A 20,058-nucleotide genomic window follows, 5' to 3' on the forward strand; every position below is an offset into this window, starting at 1 on the left:
AGCCAGGATCAAACTCTCAAATAAAAGTTTATCAGGCTCAGATACTATTGTTATCAAAATATCTGGCTTTATGGTTTGTTTCTTGTTTTATAAATTAACCTACTGTTTAATTTTCAAAGTTCATTTTGCTCTCTTTCGAGTACAGTAATAATAATATCACCTTTTAAATAACAAGTCAATACATTTTTTTATGTTTTTTTACATTTTTTCTATTCTTTTGTAAAAAACAAATTTATCTTGTTACACATTCATGTAGAATCAATACTTATTTTGTTTCTACTTTATTATCTATTAATTGTAAGTTATAACTTCTAATAACTTCTATCAGTAGTTCTGCATATATACGATTCCCACTTTTGTCTTCAGCTGTACTATATCCAGCATCTTCTAATGCTTGTGCTTGACTAATATAGTCTTTTGCTTCAAACAATCCATTTTTTCTATACCTTTTATTATTCACTAAAAATAAACCATGGTCTTTTACAGAGTCCTCCAGTGAACCATATGACCTAAAGCTTGCTACAATCTTTTCATTATAATGTTCAGAAGTTGAAATTGCTACACTTTTTCCCTTCCATGCTTTATCTGCCTTTATACCAAATAAATTATTACTTTGCTTTGTAAGTTTAGAATTACCCCACCCAGATTCTAATATTGCTTGTCCAATTGTTATAGATGGTAATATGCCATAATCGATATACTCTCTTATAGCTGAGTCTTCTAATTTCTTTATAAACTTAATTTTTTCATCACTATCTTTTAATTCTTTATTTCCAAGATACGTATATTCTAAATCCTTCATGTATTTTTTTGCTCTACTTTTTTGAGAAGTGTCAAATTTCAATTCATTCAATACTTTATTAAACTTTTTTACCTTGTATACCTTTTCTCCTTTATCATTTTTGTCTTCTACTATAAATTTTTCACCGACATTTAATGTATCTTTCTTTTTTATATTACTTAAATCTTCATCATATATTACCATGTCTATAGCAAGTAGCTCCTTCCAGCTTAATTGAACTTTTCCGCCCCCTGCTTCATCAGCTACATCCATATAGTATTCAATTTTAGTAGTCTTTATATCTCTTACCTTGTATAAGTCTTCAAAATATTTTGTTATATTAAAAACAGCTATTATACTTGCTATTATGAATACAGTAATAAATATCTTCTTAAATACAAGCTTTAATCTTCTTATAGTTTTATTTTTGCCTAAATTTTTTATACATTTTCTAGCCATATTATTCCCCCTTGCTAATTGTATTCCTTATCTTATCATAATTTTTATATTAAGTGGTTATATTTTAATTCTATCTTATATATAAAATTTAAATTAAGCTAATAAAAGCTAATTTAAGTATCTTCAATTAAATTTTTTCACTATTACATCCACTATATACTTACTTGCATTTCCATCCCCATATGGATTAGACGCTTTACTCATTTGAATATAATTATTTCTATTTGTTAATAATTGTTTTACAGAATTATATATATCTTCTTCATTTGTACCTATTAATTTAAGTGTTTTTGCTTCAACACCTTCTATTCTTTCTGTCTTTTTTCTTAACACAAGTACTGGTTTTCCTAGTGATGGAGCTTCCTCTTGTATTCCTCCACTATCAGTCATTATCATATAGGATTTGTTTAAAAAATTATGAAAATCAACTACTTCCAAAGGCTCGATAATGTGAATTTTTTTAGAATTTTTCCCAAATACTTCACTAGCTATACTACGTATTTCAGGATTTAAATGTATGGGATATACTACCTGTACATCTTCAAATTCATCTACTATTCGTTTTACAGCTCTAAATATATTTCTCATGGGTTCTCCTAAGTTTTCTCTCCTATGAGAAGTCAATAAAATCATTCTGTCATCACCAAGCTTATCTATTATAGGATGAGTATAATTTTCTCTTATTGTCATCTTTAATGCATCAATTGCAGTATTACCTGTTACAAAGATATTGTTTTCAGACTTTCCTTCTGAAATTAAGTTTTGTTTTGCCAAACTAGTAGGGGCAAAGTGTATATCAGCAATAATTCCTGTAAGCTGTCTATTTAGCTCTTCTGGAAATGGAGAATATTTATCATAAGTTCTAAGTCCTGCTTCTATATGACCCACTAAAATTTTACTATAAAATGCAGTTAAACTAGTAGCTAGAGTTGTCGTTGTATCTCCATGTACTAAGATTACGTCTGGCTTTTCTTTATCTATAATCATGGGAAGTTCATTTAAAACTTTACATGTTATATCATTTAAACTTTGCCCTTTTTTCATTATGTCTAAATCATAGTCTACATTTATATTGAAAGTTTCTATAACCTGGTCAAGCATTTCTCTATGTTGTGCTGTCACACACACAATACTGTTTATATGCTCTCTTTTTTCAAGTTCCTTAATTAAAGGAGCTACTTTGATAGCTTCAGGTCTAGTTCCAAATACAGTCATAACCTTGATGTCATCCATTTATATCTCTCCTAATCAACTATTTATATACTATAATTGTCTATTTATATAACAAGTTTATTTATACCAAGATTTAATAATCTTTATACTCTCTTTTGATGGATAAAAGTTTTTTTCTTCATCAATTTTACCTACACAAAACACAGAAAAACCATTTATCCAATCTTCTTTTTCAAAAACTCGCCTATATGCTTCAAAGCATCTTGCTTGTTCTTCATCATTTATAATTTCTGAAGGAACATGATTCCATGGTTGAGAGCTTGCATTTTCTCTATTTGAAAAACCTAATTCTCCAAAAAATATCGGTTTACGATGAACCTTATAAAGATTATATAGTTCTTCTTTTATATTTTGTCCTCTATTATTTACAGTAGATGAATGCAAAGCAGAAACCAATTCATCAACTGTATTGACAGATTTATCACTTAACTCAAAATACGCTGCTATGGATATAAAGTCTAACTTATCAAAAAAATTATTATTTAGTTTTTGTTCATAAGATAATTTACTATTTAAATCACCTTTTCTCGTATACCACCAATTAGTTCTATATGTTACAAGACCATCAAATTTTGATTGTACAAAATCTATTATTTCACCCCAATTTTGTTGATATTCTTCTAAGTATACAAAATTAGAGCCTACATTTAAAACCTTTACATTCAATGGATTTGCTACATCTTCTATAAGTTCATTTAATACAGTATTTTGCCAGTTATAAAAAAATCTTTTTTTATTCATAGGATTCCAATCGGTCTCATATAACTCTCCATTTTTTATCCATGGATATGCTTCTAATATTGTGGAAATACCCTTCTTATTTAATTTTTTTATTAGTTTAATTGCCTTTTTTTTGCTATTATTATCTATTGACATGATATCAGAATTAATATCATCCACATTTATAACTATAGGTACATTTATTGTATTCAATCCTAGCTTATCTATATCCTTCATAACTTGATTTATTTCATAATCTATAGATAAATTGGCTGATTTAATCTTGCCCTCATACTGACTATTTACTAAACTTCTATTTTTTAATTCAACATTTACAAAATAAATTATAAATATAAAAGTTAAAATAATTCCTAAGATTAAAATATTTTTCTTAAATTTAAATTTGTTTACATTTTTATTCAAATCATATACCTCATTTTAAAATAATAAGTTTACTGTATTATCTTCTTTTATATTTCTTAATAAATAACATTGATAGAATTACAGCTACAACTATAACAATAAAAGAAACAACAAAAAAAACTTTAGCTGTTTTACTTATATTCAATTCTCTACTCGAATCTTTTATTTCTTTATTTATTTTTGTATTATACGTTAAATCTTTTACTTCTCCATATTCATCAATTGTTAATGTATCTCCTTTTAAATCATTCACTTGACTTTTATTTAATAAATAATCCATTCCTAAATATAAATTTTTTTCATCTATTGAACTTATTACCATAATATTTTTTTGATTATTGTAAGGTGATTTTATCAATTGTATTGATGAAATATTTTTACCATAATCGTCAATAAAGCTTACCTTATCATTTGATAAAAAGTTAGAATAGTTTTTATTGAACTTTATATTTAAGTTGCTATTTATCATCTTTATAACAGAGTTGTTAAGTGGTACTCCAAAAACTATAATATTCGTATCTTTATATTTATTGCTAAACTCTTTACCTCTAATTACATTTATGTTTCCCTCATGCGAATTCATATTTGCACCTAAATTAACACCTAGTTTGGACATCCATGTCATTGCTTGGGACCCTGAATAATCTGGCATTATCACAGTTAAATCATTAAACTTATCATTCTTAACAAATGGATATGGATAACTTTCAAAACTCAGTGACTGATTCTCTTTTGTTGATAGTTCCAAATAAGAGCTATTTAAAACATATGCCCAAGGATTATTACTTTCTCTTGTAACACAATTTAAATTTTTTATACTTAAATTAAACACCAGCTTAACTTGATAATAGTTTTTATTATCTATATCTTTAGGTATTTTTAATTCTAGTTTGTCATTATCTGAATATGCCCTATCTAATTTTTTACTTCCTACGACAACATCATTTATATACACTGTAACTAATGATTTGTCAAAATCCAAATTATCAGAATATCTTAAATTTAAAACAATCTTTGAACCATTATCTAACTTTCTACCTTTTGGTATTCTAACATCAAATAAAGCTTGTTGATTAAATGCACCTTCCAACAAAATATCTGTATATCCTAGGTCTTCTAAAGTCATATGACCTAAATTTAATTCTTGTTCACCAGCAGTCTTTATATTAGTATCTTTATTTACAAGTATTGATGATGATAAAATTTGATTAGAAAGTCTATTGTCTATCAATAAATTTGATGCTTTTATTAAATCTTCTTCATTACTACCTATTACTACTAACATCTTCTTATTATTGTTATATGGAGAATTTATCTGTTTAATTATACAATTTGAAGATAATAAAGTTTGTTCCTTTGCACTTAGAATATTTAAAATTTCTTCTGCCGTATTTTCAGGTTTACCAATGTATATAATGTTATCATCTGACCAGTTTTTCATTTCTGAATATAATTTAACATCAAACTGTAACTTATCGTTCTGTGTTATTTTTCCAAATTCTGATGCTAAATTAAACACAGCTGTAGATTCACCCCTACTCATATTATCTGGAACTACTAAAGTTGTATCTAATTTAAAATTTTCTTCAATTTCTATATATGGATATGGATACTCATTTATTGAATTGCCCAATTTTTTCTGTTTGTATCTAATTGATGTATAAGATTCCTTATGAATAACCATCCAGTTTCCAGTGTTAGAATCATCTTGACATATTTTATCAGATATTGTTTTATATGCTTTTACTTTTATTTCATTATATCCTTGTATTATATATTCTTTTGGTATTAATACTTTTAGTGTATCTTTATAATCTTTTTTGGCATTTAGTTTAATTGATTTTATTGGTACATTATTTATTAAGATAGTTAAACTTGAAACATCTCCATTTAATATTTGACTCTTACTAAAATTAAGATTAAATAACACTTCCTCAACGTTCCAATTTTTGTTTACTTCAAAAAAAGTACTATTGCTCCCTATAACTCCATCAATAGTTACATCTCTTTCAAACTTATAATTTTTGACTTTAGTTTCATCAGCTTTTACTTCATCTACAAATGCGATATTTGAAAAAAACAATACTAAAGATACAATTAATACAACAAATTTTTTCATGTTAATACCTCCTGTACATGAATTAAAATCTTTCCGTTTTATACCATTTGACCTCTCTTTTTAAAATTATATCTTTTAAATACTCTACCATTCCTTTTATAGCAACAAATAGCCATAGTTGAGAATATGTAAAATACATAAGTGCTACTATAAATATATTCTCGATTGTAGCCTCACCTTTTTCTATAGTTAAGCTTATACTCACTTCTATGATAAATAAAATGTACGATAGTATCCATATTATGATAAAGTTGATTGGAATAGAAATCTCTATTAATTTAAGTACACTTAAGACAAATAAAATATCTGAGATAATAACAGATGTTAAAAATAGAAAATATACAGAAAAAAAGTAGGTTATATCAAATACAATTTTATTTTTCCCTTGTTTAAATATATTTTTTATATATTTCATTAAAACGTATATATTCCCTTTTGCCCATCTAGTCCTTTGCTTTATCCAAACTTTAATAGTTTCTGGTTCCTGCTCCCATGTTATTGACTGTGGCACAAGTTTTATCTTATATCCTAACTTATATATTCTAAAGCTAATTTCTGTATCTTCTGCAATTGCTTTGCTATCCCATCCCCCAATTTCTTCTATAATACTTTTTCTCAATATAAAGTTAGTTCCTGGTATTGTACATAAATTAAATAATTGCCATCTACCAGCTTGAGACATCCATTGAAAGCTTAAAGTTTCTATATTTATAAATTTCGTCAATAGATTTTTACTTTTATTTCTGGTTCTAAACTTTCCAATAACAGCACCTAATTCATCATCTAGAACTATTGTTTGTATTAAATACCTAAGTGCATCTCTATCTGGAGTATTATCTGCATCATAGACTGCTATAAACTCTCCTTTTGAAATTTTATATCCAATATTTAATGCATTTGATTTTCCCTTACCTCCAGTTATGCTATCTGTATTTATAATAGTAAAATTATAATTTTTATATTTATTCTTTATGCTTTCTAAAATTTCTCTACTATTATCAGAAGAATTGTCATTTATCACAATAAGTTCCATTTTATCTTTAGGATAATTAAGTAGTAGTAAAGATTCCACAGTCCTACCTATTACCTTGGCTTCATTATGAGCAGGAACAAGTATTGATACCATTGGATATCTATCAATTTTTTTTATTTTTTTATCAAAGTTCCTAAAATAAAATAAATACCCTCCCATAGCTAAAACTATATTTATAAGTAGTAAAGACCATATACTAAATAAACTAAATATAAATAGATACTCTGATACATTTAATCCTCTCATAAAATTCTCCTAAAATCTTTTTAAATCTTAGAACTTAATCTAAAATTTTTTATTTTAAAAATTTCTTTTTGTCTATTTTTTTAAAATACATAAATATAATTATAAAAACTAAAACACTTATGGATACTATTGATATTAAGATTTTGCTGATTTTAGATATAGATTTAAACCTAGTTTCATCTTCTTTATTTTTTTCTAAATTTCTATCATAGTTAACTTTAATTTCATTACCATCATTTCTTATTTGTATCTCATCAACCTTTACCCAATTATCAAAATCTCTTAAATCCATAAACTCTATATTTTGTTTTTCTAGGTATTCTATTGTATCTTTCAAATATTTTATATCTAAATACGAATGAAAGAAAAAACCTCCACTAAAGCCTCTGACAATAGATACTGTATCTAAATTTTCTTTTATGTTTTGAAAAGTGAACTTATCCTCTGGGTCTATATATCCCAAATTCTCAGGTATAAATATATTAAACTCTTCTGTATCCCTAATAACATAGGGATATGTATTTGTGCTAAATTTTTTATCATTATTTTGATGTTGTCCTATATAAGTAGAAAAATATTTTTTTAATTCTTTATATCCTTCATATTCTATTGCATAATGAGGAGCTTCAAATGCAAGAGGATAAATCCCATTTTCTATACATATTCTAAGCCCTTTTAAAACTCTATCTTTCACAAAAATTGTCATATTTTCTTTTAATGGAGCATCTTTTTCCCCATCCCAAAATTCATATCCTTCTCCAGAAATTTCTTCATTTTTATATTGATGAGTGTATCCATGTAATATCACTGTACCACCCTTATCTTGCATGTATTTTACTGCTTTAACAATCTCAGGGCTTTCTGATAAAGTAGTTATTTTATGATTTTTAGGATTTACATAAGCTGGTATTAAAGCAATTGTAAATGGTATATTCTTATTGCTTAAATAATCAGCTATTTTTATTAATTCTTTTGGTTCTCTAAATGCATGTACATCTTCTATTCTTACAAATATGCGACCCTTATTGAATGTTTCAATATCAAACACATCATTTAGTGAATCACAAAATATATAAAATAAAACACCATCTAAATCCAACTTTGACACATAGAAAAGATTTTTGTCATTTACAATATACGGATATTCATTTACTGTATCACTAATAGTTCCTATAATTTTATTGCTTTTATCTGTTGATTTTACAATATTAAATAAATGGTGTTCATCTAAGTTATACTCTTTACCTTTATAGGTTACACTGTTTATATTATTTGTTTTTTTTACATATTCTAAATTATATTTCTTATATTCCAACAGATTTTCTATACCATACCCTAACCAACAGATGACTCCTTTATAGGAATCTAATGAATTAATTAAGATGTTAGTTTTTTCATCATTAATATATGAATTTTCATTTATCCCTATAATGAATATATGACTATAATAAGTTTTATTTATCTCATTATCATAGTTGCTTAATTTTAATAACTCGATATTTGAGCTAAATCTACCTAATAGAGTTCTTACAATTTTCAATATATCTCGATTGTAAGATGTTTCTTTCTTAGAATCATAGATAACCAATACCTTGTTTGTATTAGAATAAGTTTCTAGTGCATATGAGTGTATATTAAAATTTGACATTATCAATACTATTAAAAGCACAATTAATACTTTAGATAAATTTTTATTGTAAGTTTTAAACATCATACTGCAATTCCTCTTCAACCATATTCTTAAAATTTATACTATCTCCAAAAGTATCTCTATACTCTAAAATTGCAATTTTCACATCTATATTTACATATTTTCCTTTATCATTTAAATCTAAGTTTAACTCTTTTATCCTCTTCTTTATTCTATCTCTAACAACCTTTGAACCTTCTAATGCTGTGTTTGGCATCAGTATTCCTATCATATCTTTTTGTAAACTGTATATTATATCTTCATTTCTTGTACACTCTACAATATTTGAACTAATATATTTTACTATTTTGTTAGTTTTACTTTCACCAAATATAGTCTGTAGGTTTTCATAATATGGTAGTTTTACTATCATAAGAGAAAAAGTAGTAGTATGTCTGACTGACTTACTTATTTCCATATTTACATCATTATAAAAAATTTTTAAGTTTCTAAGCCCAGTTTCATTATCTATAGTTACTAGTTCCTCATATTGTTCAGTTAATTTTATATTTGTAAGTTGTAATTCATTTATATTTTTATTTATATTTCCCATTATAATTGAAGATATTGGTACTGCTATTATCCATATATATGATATAAACTCAATATCTATATTATGAGTAATATTGTTATATAAAATATAGGACGTATATATAAATATAGTTATTGAACTTGTTATTAAACCAACTACTGAGTTTGATAAATAAGTTAACATTATTATAAAAAATATAACTGATAACATTATAAATACATTCAATTTATTTTCTGTTCTAATAGATAGTATTACTATCCCAACAATTAAAAATATAAAAACAAACAAACTTAACATTAATAAATCTATCTTTTTATTTGTCCCATTCATTTTTTATAAATTTACACCTCCAATTATTTTATTAAGTTGCCCATTTTTTCTAATTATTATTAAAATCAATATGCAAATAATTTTTTAATTTAGTAAAAATAAATTAAATTATATATGTATATAAATAATAAAAAAACAAACAAATATTTAACATTAATGTTCTCTATTTGCTTATCTTCAAAATAATTATCATGTATGTATTCATAGTAAATAAATTATATATATCTATGACATATATATATAAGTAAAAAAAATAAAACTGTTCAATAATTAGAAAATAATTTCTAAATAAGAACAGTTTTATTAAGTAAATATTATTAAATAAATAATACTCTATTTTGATTTTAATTCTATCCAAGCTTTATCGTATAACTTGATATTTTCACCAATATCTTCAAAAGTTTCACATTTAGCAAGCACATCTTTAGATGGATATGCAACAGGATTGCTAGTTATTTCTGGGTCCAATAACTTTAGTGCTCCTGTATTAGGTGTTGAATATCCAATGTATTCAGCATTTACTTTTGCATTCTCTGGGTCTAACAAGAAGTTTATAAATAACTCAGCTTCTTTTTTATTTTGCGCTGTTGTAGGTACACACATAGCATCCACCCACTTGTTCGTACCTTCTTTAGGTATAGCATAGTCAAGGTCAGGATTTTGATCCATCAATGTAACTGCATCTCCAGAATACAACATCCCCATTGCGACTTCTCCACCTAATAATCTGTCTTTTCCTTCATCGTTTACATATGCTAGGACTAAATCCTTTTGCTTTATTAAAAGATTTTTTGCTTCATTTATTTCTTTTGGATTTACACTATTCATACTGTATCCTAATTTTTTAAGAGTTATCCCTATAGTATCTCTAACAGAGTCAAACATCATCATATTTCCTTTGTATTTTGGATTCCAAAGTATATTCCAACTATCTATAGGCTCTTTAACTTCTTTTTTATTATATAATATTCCAAGAGTACCCCACATATATGCAACACTATATTCGTTAGTTTCATCATATACAGGATTTAAAAAACTCTTATCTAAATACTTCATATTAGGTATGTTTTTAAAATCTATTTTTTCCAAAAGACCTTCATTTTTCATTTTTTCCACCATATAATCCGATGGAAAAACTAAATCATAATGAGTACTACCACTCTTAACCTTTTGATACATCATTTCATTAGTATCATAAGTTGAATATTGAACTTCTATTCCTGTTTCTTTTTCAAACTTATCTATAAGAGATTCATCTATATAATCACCAACATTATATACATTTAGAACCTTTGTAGAATCTGTTGATTTATTGCATCCTGTAAATAAAGTAGCTGTAATCATACCTACAGTTACAAGGGATATTATTTTCTTAAACTTAATCATTATTTAGTCCCCCTTACTATAGATTCTTTTTTATTAGCCAATAGAAGTAATCCTAAAACCACTGCAAACATTATCGTTGATAATGCATTTATTTCAGGCTTTATACCTCTTCGAGCCATTCCATAGATTTCTATAGAAAGATTACTTACACCATTTCCAGCATTAAAGAAACTTATTATAAAGTCGTCTATTGACATAGTAAATGCAATTAAAAATCCAGAAACTATACCTGGTTTTATTTGTGGTAAAATTACTTTTCTAAGAGCATACATAGGTGTTGCTCCTAAGTCCATAGCTGCATCTTCTATATTATCAGGTAATTGCTTCATTTTTGGTAAAACTGAAAGTATAACATATGGCAAACAAAACATTATATGTGCTAATAACATTGTTGTAAAACCAAACTCCATTTTTACAAATACAAATAGACTCATAAGGGCTACTGCTGTAACTATTTCTGTATTTAAAATAGGAAGGTAGTTTACATTCAGTATTAATTTTTTACTCTTCCCTCTCATCTTATGTATTCCTATAGCACTTATAGTTCCTACTATTGTTGATATTACGGATGCTAATATAGCTATCACAACAGTGTAATATAAAGCACTCATTATACTTTCATTTTGAAGTAATTGACCATACCACTTCCATGTAAATCCATTCCATCTTGCCATTGATTTTGAATCATTAAAAGAAAATAGTACCAATGCAAATATGGGTGCATACAAAAATAAGAATACTAATGCTAAATATATATTAGAAGTTATTTTCTTTAATTTTAAAATAGTAACCCACCACCTTCTTTGTCAGATTCATCTCCAAATTTTGACATTATCGACATGGATATTAATATTACTATCATCATAAATATTGATATAGCTGAGCCAAAGTTCCAATCTCCAACAACTGTGAATTGTTGTTCAATCAAATCTCCAACTAGCATTATTTTGCCTCCACCTAGCAGTCTTGATATTGCAAAAGTAGTAACTGCTGGCATAAATACCATAGTTATTCCAGACATTACCCCAGGCAAACTCAAAGGAAATATAATTTTTCTAAATACTGTCATGTTATTTGCACCTAAGTCATGAGCAGCATTTATTAAATCATTATCCATCTTTGAAAGTGCTGTATATATTGGAAGAACCATAAATGGTAAAAAGTTATATACCATACCTAAAAGTATAGCAACATTAGTATACAAAATTGCTAATGGCTGTATTCCAAACCATCCTAAAAACGTATTTAAAAGTCCATTTTTTCCTAATATAGCTACCCATGCATATGTTCTTAAAAGAAAGTTCATCCACATAGGAAGAATAAACAACAGTATTAATGAACCTCTTCTACTTACATGAGCTTTTGAAATTATATATGCCACTGGATAACCAACTACAAGACATATCAATGTAGCTACTCCTGCTAAAAGAATAGAGCGAGCAAATACTTTAATATATATAGGGTCTATTACTTCTTTATAATTCTCAAGTGTAAACACATAACCTGTACTTGAGTCTTTTGTAAAACTGAAAAATACTACTAGTATTAAAGGAATTATTACAAATATCGCACTCCAAACTACATATGGATATGCTAAAAAAGATTTCTTCTTCATATTAGTTACTCTCTTTTCTCATTATATGGATGTCTTCTGGATATATGTCCATGCCTAGTTCTACTCCAACTTCAGCATTTTTGGTATTATGAAGTATCCACAATCTTCCATTTTCATTTAATTCTATTTCATAGTGCACTCCTTTAAATACTGTAGATGTAACTTTCCCCTTTAACATTCCTTCTTCTGGCTTTACCATTTTTATATCTTCTGGTCTTATTACTACTTCTATATTTTCATTTTTTTCAAATCCTTTATCTACGCATTCAAACTCTCTATTACAGAAATTTACTTTATAATCTTCCATCATAATTCCATCAAATATATTACTTTCACCTATAAACTTCGCTACAAATGAATTTTTAGGTTCATTGTATATGTCTTGAGGTGTTCCCATTTGTTGTATTTTACCTTTATACATTACAACAATAGTATCTGACATAGTAAGAGCTTCTTCTTGGTCATGAGTTACAAATACAAATGTTATTCCTAACTTTTTTTGAATTCTTTTTAATTCTATTTGCATTTCTTGTCTTAATTTTAAATCTAATGCTCCAAGTGGCTCATCTAACAACAATACTTTTGGTTCATTTACTAAAGCTCTTGCTATTGCAATTCTTTGTTGTTGACCTCCACTTAATGAGTCTACTTGTCGTCTTTCAAATCCTTCTAATGCAACAAGTTTTAAAACTTCTTTTACTTTAGTATCTATTATATCTTTTGGAGTTTTTTTAATTTTCAAGCCAAAAGCTACATTTTCATATACATCCATGTGTGGAAATAAAGCATATTTTTGAAAGACTGTATTTACTTGTCTTTCATATGGTGGTAAATTATTTATTTCTTTACCTTCAAATAAAACTTTGCCATCATCAGCATACTCAAACCCTGCTATTATTTTTAATGTAGTAGTCTTTCCACATCCACTTGGCCCAAGTAAAGTTAAAAACTCATTTTTCTTTATATCTAAATTGAAATTATCTAAAACAGTAAGTTCCTCATAATGCTTAGATATATCTCTTAATTCTATTATATTTTCTACCAATTATTAAACACCTCTATTCTAAAATGATGGTGGCGTACTTACCCAAATCACTTTTGCTGTCGTTTTTCCTTCGTTTGATATATAGTGATTTGCTCTTGGTCTAAAGTAAAAGCTTTCTCCTTTTTTTACCTTATTTTTCTTTTCGCCTATATGAACATATATTGAACCTGCTAGTACATATCCAAATTCTTCACCTTCATGTGGCTTTTCTTCTTTATATTGTCCACCTGGATACAATGTTATTATTATTGGCTCCATTTCATTTTTTTGTGAATTTGGAATTAACCACTTTAATTTATATTTTAAGTCCTCATCTTCAGTTTCAAACATGTCTTCTTTTGTAAAACTAATTCTTTCGTCATCTATTTCATTAAAAAATTCCCTTAAATTTGTACCTAATATCTCAAGTATATCTATAAGGGTAGCTATGGATGGTGATGTTAAGTTATTTTCTAGTTGAGAAATAAATCCTTTTGACAATTCACATCTATTAGCTAACTCTTCCTGGGTCAGTTGTTTTTCTGTTCTTAATCTTTTTATCTTTTCACCTATATCCATGTTGCACCTCCTAATTTGTGTTTTATTTTACTAAACATTTTGTTTACTAAACATTGAGTTTAAAATTTGTAAACAACATAGGTAATTATATATAAAATTCAGATATAATACAAGACTTTTTTGCTAATTTTTTTATTTTTTTAGTTAGAATAAATACAAGTATTTTAAAGGCTTTGAAAATACACAATTTGAATGTGTTTATATTAATATCTATAAAGTTTAGTATCTCTAATTATAAATAAATCAATTCATCTAACATATATAAAAGCTTTTAAGGTCTTAGAATATGTTAAGTAAATAAAAAATTGCTAAAAATCTATATTTTATAGTTTTTTAGCAATCCATATCTTTTAATATTTGAAATTTTATATATTTACAAGAAAATTTTTATTTATAATTACTATATACTCTTAATTAATTCTTTATAGGACTATTTAGCCATATTTTGAGTGGCAGTTTTTTTATCTCCACTCATATATAATTTTATAAATTTTATATCATCTATTATAAATCTATGTTTAATTTTACTACAATCTAATTTAAACAAATTAAATAATATTTGTGTAAGATATCCTAGACCAAATGCACTTATTATAGTTCCTATACCAACTTTTCCACCTAAGAAAAATCCAACTATTAATGCACCAACTTCTATAGTTCCTCTTATTAAGTTAAGTGATTTTCCTGTTTTCTTTTGAAGAGCAACCATCAAACCATCTCTAGGTCCACTTCCTAGACCACTTCCCATATAAAATACCATTCCAAGAGCTACAAGCCCCAAACCTAAAATCAACATAATTATTCCTATTAATACACTATCAGTCTTTGGAATTAAGTTAGTGTATAGAAGTAAATCCATAAAAAAACCAATTAATAACATATTAAATACAGTTCCCCATCCTACATTTTCACCAAGAATAACATCAGCTATAACTACTATAGAGCCTACAATTATAGAGGCAGTCCCTATAGTTATTCCTACATGATTTGAAAGACCTTGATGAAACACATCCCAAGGAGATAAACCAAGGTTACAATTTATCGTCAATACTATACCAATTGAACATATAAATAGACCTAAAACCAGCTTTGAAAATTTCCATAATACTTTTTGTAACAAAATCTACCCCTCCTAAACATAATTTAACTACTCACCTTAAATACCAAAAGTCAGCAGTTTTCATACAAAAATCCTATTTTATAAATTTTATAATATAACTCTATGATACATCATTTTATGCTAAATAACTACCACTTTATTACAATTTGGTTACAAATTTTCAGATTATTTTTTCGAAGAGATAATTTATATATTTCGATAATTAAACACTGTATTTTCAATTTTATTTATAATTAAATAACAAAAGCCATTTAAATATATTTTATTATATTTAAATAGCTTTTATTTTATATGTAATATTATTATTAATATGCAGTATTTAGTTTTTCTTCTATTTTTTTTTGAATAAATCCAAATACAAATAATATGAACCAATACACAAATCCTGCTACTAAGAAAGCTTCTAGATATTTATATTTACTACCACCATTATAATTTGCTGTTGCCATTATTTCTATTACCCCTATAGTAAAAGCTAGTGATGAACCCTTAATTAAATCTACAAAGTGATTAGACAATGCAGGTATAGCTACTCTTATAGCCTGTGGCATAACTATTCTTCTAAATATTTGTACATTTGTAAGTCCTATAGAAGCTCCTGCTTCATATTGTCCCCTATCAACAGAGGAAATAGCTCCTCTTATAGTCTCTGACATATATGCTGACATGTTTACTGATAAAGCAATTATTATTGCAGTAAATGGAGACATATCTACAAGTGCTGGAATAGCTCTTGGCAATCCAAAATATAATGCATACAATTGAACTAGCAATGGTGTACCTCTAAAAATTGATGTATACACTTTAACAATTTGATTTAATACTTTAACTTCATTATAGCTTATCAATGCCATTACAATTGCTATCGCTAAAGATAGTGCTAGAGATATTAAAGCAATTATTATTGTTTCTTTAGATGCTATAAATATTTCTGGTAAAATTTTAAACATGAATGATATATCTAAACTCATAAAATTCACCTATCTCTCAATTGTTATATCTTCCCCAAACCATTTTTTAGAAATTTTAGTAAGAGTTCCATCTTTTCTCATAGCTGTTATTGCTTCATCAACTTTAGCTTTTAATTCTTTTGATTTTTCATCCTTTTTAAATGGATATGCATTTATCTCTTCATAGATAGGTTCTCCAACAGCTATAAAGTTTGAACCAGCTTTTTTATTTCTAGCTGCTGTAGCTGAAACAGAAATTATTCTTGCATCAGATCTTCCAAGTTCAAGACCTTCATATGAATCTGCTCCATCATTAAATACTAATTCCATTGAATTGTCTTTATTTTTTTCTTCCATTATAGCTCTCTCAGATGAGTTTGCACCAACCTCAACTTTTTTACCTTTTAAATCTTCAAGACTTTTTATCTTATCTTTATCTTCTGGTCTAATAGTTATCATTAAAGGATTATAAGCATATGGTACTGTGAAATCATATACTTCTTCCCTTTCTGGTGTTATACTTATTTGTTGAGCTGCTGTATCTGCTTTCCCACTATCTACCATACCAAGTAATCCACCTGTATCCCCATTGTTTACTTCGTACTTAACTTCAGAATCCAATCTTTTACCAATTTCATTCCATATATCAATTTCAAAACCTTGCATTTTTCCATCTTCTCTAAAATTAAATGGATAATATTTTGCTCCTGTAGCTACTGTAATAACTTTCTTTTCTTCTTTTTTAGGCTCTTCTTTTTTTGAGCAACCTATTGCTAATCCACAAATAACTACCCCTACTGTTAATATACTTAATGCTCTTTTCCAATACATTAAAATCCCTCCATATTTAATGATATTTTTAGTTCATGAAATTAAACTTTATTTTAATATACCCCTATTGAAATTTATAATTTTTAAATTTATATATAATGATTTGTTAATTAATATAAATAAAATTTAAAAAATACATTTTTATGGACATTTCTACAAAATATAAGCCTATTTTCCATTTCTCTCAAAACAATCGTATTACACTTTCCGTACTTTGTCTAATTGTTTTTTTCTATAAACTTTTTCACTATAATCAAGTATTGCTATAATCAGGATATAGTGTTGTATTTTGTCAATACATTAATTTAAACTACTAATCACTTTATCTTTTATAATAAAAAAATACTGTTAAGCAAGTGTTTAAGCTTAACAGTATAAGTATTTATCTATCTTTATATTTTATTTTGACTTTATAAATTTTCTTCTATTTATTTTTGATATACATACTAACATAACCGACATAACTAACATAGAAGTTCCGCCTAAAACCAATTTAGAATATACTGTTGTTTTACTCATAGAACCTCCTCCTTTGCCTCCAAAGTTTCCAGCTTCTTTTGGACTACCTTGATTTCTATCCATTTTCATATTACCATTTTGCTTATTATTCGTATCGCCTTTATCCATATTGCCCATACCTGGTGGCGTATTGCCATCGATTCCTTCAGGTGGTTCTGGCATTCCATTCATGCCTTCATCAGCTTCTTTCATATCTTTATTATCACTTGAATTCTCATTATCAGAGTTTTCCTTTGTTGAAGAAGACTCTCCACTTAACTGAGCTTTTATTGTTTTACTCATAGTTTCTGCAACCTCTAAAACTCCTGGTATTGATTTTCCTCCTTTACCCATAGGACTTTCTAAATTTTCTTTACTCTTATCGTCACTTTCATTGTTATTTGTATTATTCTTATCTTCATTATTGTCTACAGCTTGACTATCTACATTATTTTTAGCTTCACTTAAAGTAAGTTCCGCATTGACTCCTTTTTCATCACTTTTATTTTCGCTATTTTCATCATTAGAATCTTTATTATTAAATTCTTGATTGCCAAAGCCCTTATTACCATCTTTATCATCATTAGAACTTTCAATTGAAGATGTTATATTTTTTTCAAATTCTTCATATGTATAAAATGCTGTTGGGTCTTCTTTTACATATGATACTATTAAGTCATGTACTTTTGTTGTCATATTTTCTAGATAATCTGAACCTAAATATTTTGTTACTATCTCTTCTAGATATTCATGGTATTTTGTTTTATATGTCTCATTTTTTAATAATGCAGATATTAGAGGTCTGTCTTCTAAATTACCTGTCGTTGGTTCATCAATATATATTGATTGCCCATCTCCGCTTTTACCAGTACTACCAAACCCACCAAATGACATATTAAAATCCCATGGTAACATAGAAAATACTCCATCTTGCTCATACAGATAGTAATTGTGAGCAAAATTACCTTGATAGCTATCGAGATTTAACAAAGCTGTATTTATTGCTATATTTTTAAGAACAGAATCTACATCAAGATACTTTTCAATGTCTTCACCTGTATCTAGAGATTTTAATAGTTTTGTGACCTTAGACCAATCAGCTGTTTTTTTATCACTTTCAACGATTAAATTTGAATAACTTTCTGAATCATCTCCATTGTACTGCAATGAAGCGCCTTCATCAGACTTGTATAAATCACCCGTTACATCTCCAAAGTTATTTTCAAGATAAGATTCTTTTAATCCTTCCACTGCTAAATATAAACCATGATATTCACCATTTATAGAAACCTTTGCATATGCAAATTCTGGAGTAGCTAATCCCATATCTTCACAAATACTATATGTTATAAACTCTCTCATATAAGAGGGGTCAGAGTAACAGTTATTAAGATTTAATTGAGTAAGCCCTTCCATGCTTTGACTAGTGTTATATTTATCAAAATTAATCTTATAACTATATCTATCACTATCACTATTTGCTACAGATGTAAGACTTGAATTTCCTTTAGTCCTGATTCCAACATTTCCATATGCATCACCATCTACGGTTACTTTTGCAACTTTAAATTCTTCTTTTATAGCATTTTCATTCATATCTTTTAAATCACTATCATCTATTTCTATATTAATTTCCATAACTTTGTCTCTATCAAAATATTTTTCAATATACGCATCACTATATAAATCAACACCTTTATTTCCAGATATACTGTATATTCCAACTATTGCACATAAAAATACAACCATAAATGAGATAAGAAGGGTAAGTTTTTTATCTTTCATAAAAGATTACTCCTCTCTATGCTACATAATCACCATTGTAACTTACAAGAACTGCATTAGTAACTCCATCTACTTGACTTAAATCATTTATAAGACTTGTTTCTCCATCTTTCATTCTAACTTCAAACACCAACTCTATACCTTTTTCTGGTGTCACGCTCTTTGATTTTATTTGATATTTAGAAAATACCCTTTTGATTTTGTCAGTTGCAATGTCTTCTGAATCTTCATTATTACAATTTACCATTAATATATATGGTGTTTCAGATATTGTTTTGTTTGAAAAGAAGATTAAAATTAATCCCATAATTATTGAACCCATTACAGCTAATGGAATTAAACCTGCACCCAAAACTATACCTGAACCCAATGACCAAAATAGAAATACTAAATCCATTGGGTCTTTAATTGCTGTTCTAAATCTTACTATAGATAAAGCCCCAACCATACCTAGAGATAAGACTACATTTGATGTAACTGCCAATATTACAAAAGTTGTAAGCATAGTGAGTGCTACAAGTGATACATTAAATGGTCGAGAGTACATAATTCCCATATATGTCTTCTTATAAACCATATATATAAACAAACCTACTAAAAATGCTGAGCCTAGAGCTAAAGCACTATCCACAAATGAAAAACCTGATACGTTTTCTATAAAACTTGACTTAAAAATATCGTTAAATGTCATAATTAAAATCATC

At 27.0% G+C, this 20,058-nt stretch carries 17 protein-coding genes; all 17 read right to left on the reverse strand.

Features of this window, described 5'->3' with window-relative positions:
* Window positions 1-265: 265 nt before the first annotated feature.
* Complete coding sequence (locus KGF48_RS16715; RefSeq protein WP_227840939.1) at window positions 266-1,240, reverse strand: glucosaminidase domain-containing protein; 975 nt, start codon at window positions 1,238-1,240, stop codon at window positions 266-268.
* Between the two features lie 123 nt (window positions 1,241-1,363).
* Complete coding sequence (gene wecB, locus KGF48_RS16720) at window positions 1,364-2,473, reverse strand: non-hydrolyzing UDP-N-acetylglucosamine 2-epimerase (RefSeq protein WP_227840938.1); 1,110 nt, start codon at window positions 2,471-2,473, stop codon at window positions 1,364-1,366.
* Between the two features lie 57 nt (window positions 2,474-2,530).
* A complete protein-coding gene (locus KGF48_RS16725; protein ID WP_227840937.1) occupies window positions 2,531-3,616 on the reverse strand; it encodes a glycoside hydrolase family 113 in 1,086 nt (361 codons plus the stop codon).
* Window positions 3,617-3,653: 37 nt separating this feature from the next.
* Window positions 3,654-5,735, reverse strand: coding sequence for a cellulose biosynthesis cyclic di-GMP-binding regulatory protein BcsB (locus KGF48_RS16730; RefSeq protein WP_227868285.1), 2,082 nt, complete (start codon window positions 5,733-5,735; stop codon window positions 3,654-3,656).
* A gap of 22 nt (window positions 5,736-5,757) precedes the next feature.
* Entirely contained in the window at window positions 5,758-7,014 is a 1,257-nt protein-coding gene (locus KGF48_RS16735; RefSeq protein WP_227868286.1) for a glycosyltransferase family 2 protein, read from the reverse strand.
* Between the two features lie 49 nt (window positions 7,015-7,063).
* The gene (locus KGF48_RS16740) at window positions 7,064-8,728 is read right to left on the reverse strand and encodes a polysaccharide deacetylase family protein (RefSeq protein WP_227840934.1); all 1,665 of its coding nucleotides are present in this window, start codon (window positions 8,726-8,728) and stop codon (window positions 7,064-7,066) included.
* Window positions 8,718-9,566, reverse strand: a complete 849-nt coding sequence (locus KGF48_RS16745; protein WP_227840933.1) for a diguanylate cyclase domain-containing protein — start codon at window positions 9,564-9,566, stop codon at window positions 8,718-8,720. Before KGF48_RS16745 ends, KGF48_RS16740 begins: the two co-directional genes overlap by 11 nt.
* Before the next feature lie 333 nt (window positions 9,567-9,899).
* Window positions 9,900-10,952 carry an ABC transporter substrate-binding protein gene (locus KGF48_RS16750; protein ID WP_227830098.1) on the reverse strand — a complete coding sequence of 351 codons (1,053 nt, stop codon included), beginning with the start codon at window positions 10,950-10,952 and terminating at the stop codon, window positions 9,900-9,902.
* Window positions 10,952-11,626 carry an ABC transporter permease gene (locus tag KGF48_RS16755; RefSeq protein WP_227436781.1) on the reverse strand — a complete coding sequence of 225 codons (675 nt, stop codon included), beginning with the start codon at window positions 11,624-11,626 and terminating at the stop codon, window positions 10,952-10,954. Before KGF48_RS16755 ends, KGF48_RS16750 begins: the two co-directional genes overlap by 1 nt.
* Window positions 11,627-11,730: 104 nt before the next feature.
* On the reverse strand, window positions 11,731-12,567 hold the full coding sequence (locus tag KGF48_RS16760; protein WP_227830099.1) for an ABC transporter permease: 837 nt from the start codon (window positions 12,565-12,567) through the stop codon (window positions 11,731-11,733).
* Window position 12,568: 1 nt separating this feature from the next.
* Complete coding sequence (potA, locus tag KGF48_RS16765; RefSeq protein WP_227840931.1) at window positions 12,569-13,612, reverse strand: spermidine/putrescine ABC transporter ATP-binding protein; 1,044 nt, start codon at window positions 13,610-13,612, stop codon at window positions 12,569-12,571.
* Between the two features lie 18 nt (window positions 13,613-13,630).
* Window positions 13,631-14,170 (reverse strand): helix-turn-helix domain-containing protein, encoded by a 540-nt coding sequence (locus tag KGF48_RS16770; protein WP_021383760.1) that lies wholly within the window; start codon window positions 14,168-14,170, stop codon window positions 13,631-13,633.
* Between the two features lie 430 nt (window positions 14,171-14,600).
* On the reverse strand, window positions 14,601-15,290 hold the full coding sequence (locus KGF48_RS16775) for a hypothetical protein (protein WP_227868287.1): 690 nt from the start codon (window positions 15,288-15,290) through the stop codon (window positions 14,601-14,603).
* Between the two features lie 305 nt (window positions 15,291-15,595).
* Complete coding sequence (locus tag KGF48_RS16780) at window positions 15,596-16,261, reverse strand: amino acid ABC transporter permease (protein ID WP_227840709.1); 666 nt, start codon at window positions 16,259-16,261, stop codon at window positions 15,596-15,598.
* 9 nt (window positions 16,262-16,270) lie between these two features.
* Window positions 16,271-17,071, reverse strand: coding sequence for a transporter substrate-binding domain-containing protein (locus KGF48_RS16785; RefSeq protein WP_227840710.1), 801 nt, complete (start codon window positions 17,069-17,071; stop codon window positions 16,271-16,273).
* 399 nt (window positions 17,072-17,470) lie between these two features.
* The gene (locus tag KGF48_RS16790) at window positions 17,471-19,354 is read right to left on the reverse strand and encodes a CotH kinase family protein (protein WP_227868288.1); all 1,884 of its coding nucleotides are present in this window, start codon (window positions 19,352-19,354) and stop codon (window positions 17,471-17,473) included.
* 16 nt (window positions 19,355-19,370) lie between these two features.
* A complete protein-coding gene (locus KGF48_RS16795; protein WP_413894762.1) occupies window positions 19,371-20,045 on the reverse strand; it encodes a DUF4956 domain-containing protein in 675 nt (224 codons plus the stop codon).
* Window positions 20,046-20,058 lie beyond the last annotated feature (13 nt).

The sequence above is a fragment of the Clostridioides sp. ZZV15-6388 genome (assembly GCF_020657755.1).
GTDB lineage: Bacteria > Bacillota > Clostridia > Peptostreptococcales > Peptostreptococcaceae > Clostridioides.